The 3,539-nt window shown below is 59.1% G+C and carries 4 protein-coding genes; all 4 read left to right on the plus strand.

Features of this window, described 5'->3' with window-relative positions:
* The first annotated feature begins 385 nt into the window (after nucleotides 1-385).
* The 4 genes from ppiB to purK all read left to right on the plus strand — a co-directional run bounded on the left by ppiB (nucleotide 386) and on the right by purK (nucleotide 3,373).
* Nucleotides 386-880 (plus strand): peptidylprolyl isomerase B, encoded by a 495-nt coding sequence (ppiB, locus tag Q7O77_RS15740; protein WP_085652766.1) that lies wholly within the window; start codon nucleotides 386-388, stop codon nucleotides 878-880.
* A 10-nt stretch (nucleotides 881-890) separates the two neighbouring features.
* Entirely contained in the window at nucleotides 891-1,613 is a 723-nt protein-coding gene (gene lpxH, locus Q7O77_RS15745) for a UDP-2,3-diacylglucosamine diphosphatase (protein ID WP_304169511.1), read from the plus strand.
* Between the two features lie 183 nt (nucleotides 1,614-1,796).
* Nucleotides 1,797-2,306 carry a 5-(carboxyamino)imidazole ribonucleotide mutase gene (gene purE / locus Q7O77_RS15750; protein WP_304169513.1) on the plus strand — a complete coding sequence of 170 codons (510 nt, stop codon included), beginning with the start codon at nucleotides 1,797-1,799 and terminating at the stop codon, nucleotides 2,304-2,306.
* Nucleotides 2,303-3,373: a 5-(carboxyamino)imidazole ribonucleotide synthase gene (gene purK, locus Q7O77_RS15755; protein WP_304169515.1), complete on the plus strand. Its 1,071-nt coding sequence runs from the start codon at nucleotides 2,303-2,305 to the stop codon at nucleotides 3,371-3,373. Before purE ends, purK begins: the two co-directional genes overlap by 4 nt.
* Nucleotides 3,374-3,539: the final 166 nt, after the last annotated feature.

A 3,539-nucleotide genomic window follows, 5' to 3' on the forward strand; every position in this document is an offset into this window, starting at 1 on the left:
CCGAAATCCGGCCGGTCGAACAGCAAATTGAAACGGTTAAGCATCATGCACCTCTATTGTGGTCACCTGACTAAGAGGCATCATTATCACCGAATCCTCCGGGTTTTCCTGATTGCCGTATCACGTTTGAAAAACGTTGATCCCCCTGTTTCGACTACTATTGAATGACACCGTTTTCCGGTTCTGGATTGTCCCGGAAGACGGGGACGGGCGCGTCTGGAACGCTGTCAGCTGACGGCATCCCGCCACGCTGCTACGGGTCCGCGCGAGGCGGCCTTTGCTGACTCGGGCATTCACTTATGTTATAAGAGCGCTCTTGGTGGCTCACCGCCTCTGTAAACCTCTCCTTTATTCTATGTACTATGGCTAAGTAGGATTCATTATTATGATTACGTTTCATACCAACCATGGCGATATCGTCATCAATACCTTCGCGGACAAAGCGCCTGCTACCGTTGAAAACTTCCTGAATTACTGCCGTAGCGGTTTCTACAGCAACACTATTTTTCACCGTGTGATCAATGGTTTCATGATCCAGGGCGGCGGTTTTGCTCCGGGTATGGAACAAAAAATCACCGAAGCGCCGATCAAAAACGAAGCTAACAACGGCCTGAAAAACACCCGCGGTACGCTGGCGATGGCTCGCACCAACGATCCGCACTCCGCGACTGCCCAGTTCTTCATCAACCTGGTGGACAACGACTTCCTGAACTTCCGCTCTGAGCGCCCGGATGGCTGGGGCTACTGCGTCTTCGCCGAAGTCGTAGAAGGCATGGACGTGGTCGACAAAATCAAAGCGGTCGCCACCGGCCGTAGCGGTATGCATCAGGATGTGCCGAAAGAAGACGTCGTAGTGACCAGCGTTACGGTCAGCGAGTAATTTTCTCTGCATGGCGACGCTGTTTATTGGCGATCTGCATCTGAGCGAACAGGAACCGGCCATTACCGCCGGTTTTCTGCGTTTTTTACGCGAAGAAGCGACGCAGGCCGACGCGCTGTACATCCTGGGCGACCTGTTCGACGCCTGGATTGGCGATGACGATCCGCAGCCGCTGCACCACACTGTCGCCGCCGCGCTACTGACGCTGCATCAGCAGGGCGTGCCTTGCTACTTCGTCCACGGCAACCGGGACTTTCTGCTCGGCAAGCGCTTCGCCCGCCAAAGCGGCATGACGCTGCTGCCGGAAGAAAACCGAATTGCACTGTATGGCCACGAGTATCTGGTGCTGCACGGCGACACGCTGTGTACCGATGACGCCGCCTATCAGCGTTTTCGCCGCCGTGTTCACAACCCGCTGATTCAACGTCTTTTTTTGTGGCTCCCCCTGAAACTCCGGCTACGTATCGCCGCGAGGATGCGGGCTGCCAGCCAGCAGGCGAACCAGATCAAATCGCTCGAGATCATGGACGTCAATCCTCAACAGGTCATAGATCGACTGCGCCATTTTCAAGTGAACGCTATGATCCACGGTCATACGCATCGACCGGCGATCCACACGTTGACCGTCGATGACGCGACCGCTCAGCGGGCCGTGCTCGGCGCCTGGCATGAGGAAGGCTCGTTCATCAAAGTCACGCCCGACGGTATTTCGCTGCACGTATTTCCTTTCTAAACCTCGTTTTTCACCTGTTTCACTCGCTAAACCCCGTCTTTCATCACGACGCAACCGTTTTCCTCCCTCTGGGGGCATGGTATGCTCTACGCCCTCGTTGCCTGAGCGCAGACTCGGCGGCGATGCGTCTTATCACCCTGTGCACTGACCGGCGTCAGGCACACTCACAGGAGCACTACAGGCATGTCATCCAACGCTGCCCCGGCGAAAATCGCCATCGTTATGGGTTCAAAGAGTGACTGGGCCACCATGCAGTTCGCGGCAGAAATCCTCACCACGCTGAATCTCCCTTTCCACGTTGAAATCGTGTCCGCGCACCGCACGCCGGATAAATTGTTCCGCTTTGCCGAAGAGGCCGCTAACAACGGTTTCGACGTTATCATCGCCGGAGCCGGTGGCGCGGCGCACCTGCCGGGCATGCTGGCCGCGAAAACGCTGGTGCCAGTGCTGGGCGTTCCGGTCCAGAGCGCAGCGCTGAGCGGTGTAGACAGCCTGTACTCCATCGTCCAGATGCCGCGCGGTATTCCGGTCGGTACGCTGGCGATAGGCAAAGCTGGCGCGGCCAATGCCGCCCTGCTCGCCGCACAGATTTTGGCGCTGCATGACCGCGAGCTGGCGACGCGTCTGACGGACTGGCGTCAACGCCAAACCGACGAAGTGCTTCAGCACGCCGATCCCCGGGAGGAAGCATGAAACCGGTCTGCGTATTAGGTAACGGCCAGTTGGGCCGCATGTTGCGTCAGGCTGGCGAGCCGCTGGGTATTGCGGTCTATCCGGTGGGACTCGACGCCGAGCCAGAGTCTATCCCGTATCAACACAGTGTGATCACCGCAGAAATCGAGCGCTGGCCGGAAACCGCCCTCACCCGCCAGCTGGCGACGCAGCCTGCCTTTATCAACCGCGATATCTTTCCACTGCTGGCGGACCGCCATACGCAGAAACAGCTGTTGGACGATCTGCAACTGGCCACGGCGCCGTGGCAGTTGCTGAGCAGCGCCGACGCATGGCCCGACATTTTCAGCCGGTTGGGCGAGCTGGCCATCGTCAAACGCCGCGTCGGCGGCTACGACGGCCGCGGCCAGTGGCGTCTGCATCCCGGCGAAGAGGCGACGCTGCCTGCGGATTGCTACGGCGAGTGCATCGTCGAACAAGGGATCCCTTTCTCTGGCGAAGTGTCGCTGGTGGGCGCGCGTAACGCACAGGGCGACTGCGTGTTTTATCCGCTGACCCACAATCTGCATGAGGAAGGCATTCTGCGCACGAGCGTGGCGCTGCCAAATCCGCAGCCGGCTTTGCAGCAGCAGGCTGAAAAGATGCTGTCCGCCATTTTGAACCATCTGGGCTACGTCGGCGTGATGGCGATGGAGTGCTTTATCGTCGGCGACCAGCTGCTGATCAACGAGCTTGCGCCGCGCGTCCACAACAGCGGCCACTGGACCCAGAACGGCGCGTCTATCAGTCAGTTCGAACTGCATTTGCGAGCGATCCTCAACCTGCCGCTGCCCGCCCCTGTCGTGAGTACGCCGTCGGTGATGGTCAATCTGATCGGCACCGACGTGAATGTCGACTGGCTGACGCTGCCGCTGGTACATCTGCACTGGTACGAGAAAGAGGTGCGTCCGGGCCGTAAGGTCGGGCATCTGAATCTCAGCGATCCGGACGCCGCTTTCCTCAGCAAGACTCTACAGGCGCTGGCGCCGATGCTGCCGCAGGAGTATCAGTCTGGGCTGGCGTGGGCGCAGCAGAGGTTGTCAGCCTGATCCCGACCGTGCGGATGTCTCCGGAGGTCCGCACGTTGGTACGGGTTATGCCCCCTATTTCAACGCAACGCTTCAGCATCACGTTGGCCCGCCGCCCCGGCGGGCACACTCGCTGCAGGCGACCGGGTTTGCACCCGCGTTTTATTTAGCGAGATAATAGCGCCGC

Source organism: Lonsdalea britannica (genome assembly GCF_946477055.1).
Lineage (GTDB): Bacteria > Pseudomonadota > Gammaproteobacteria > Enterobacterales > Enterobacteriaceae > Lonsdalea > Lonsdalea britannica_A.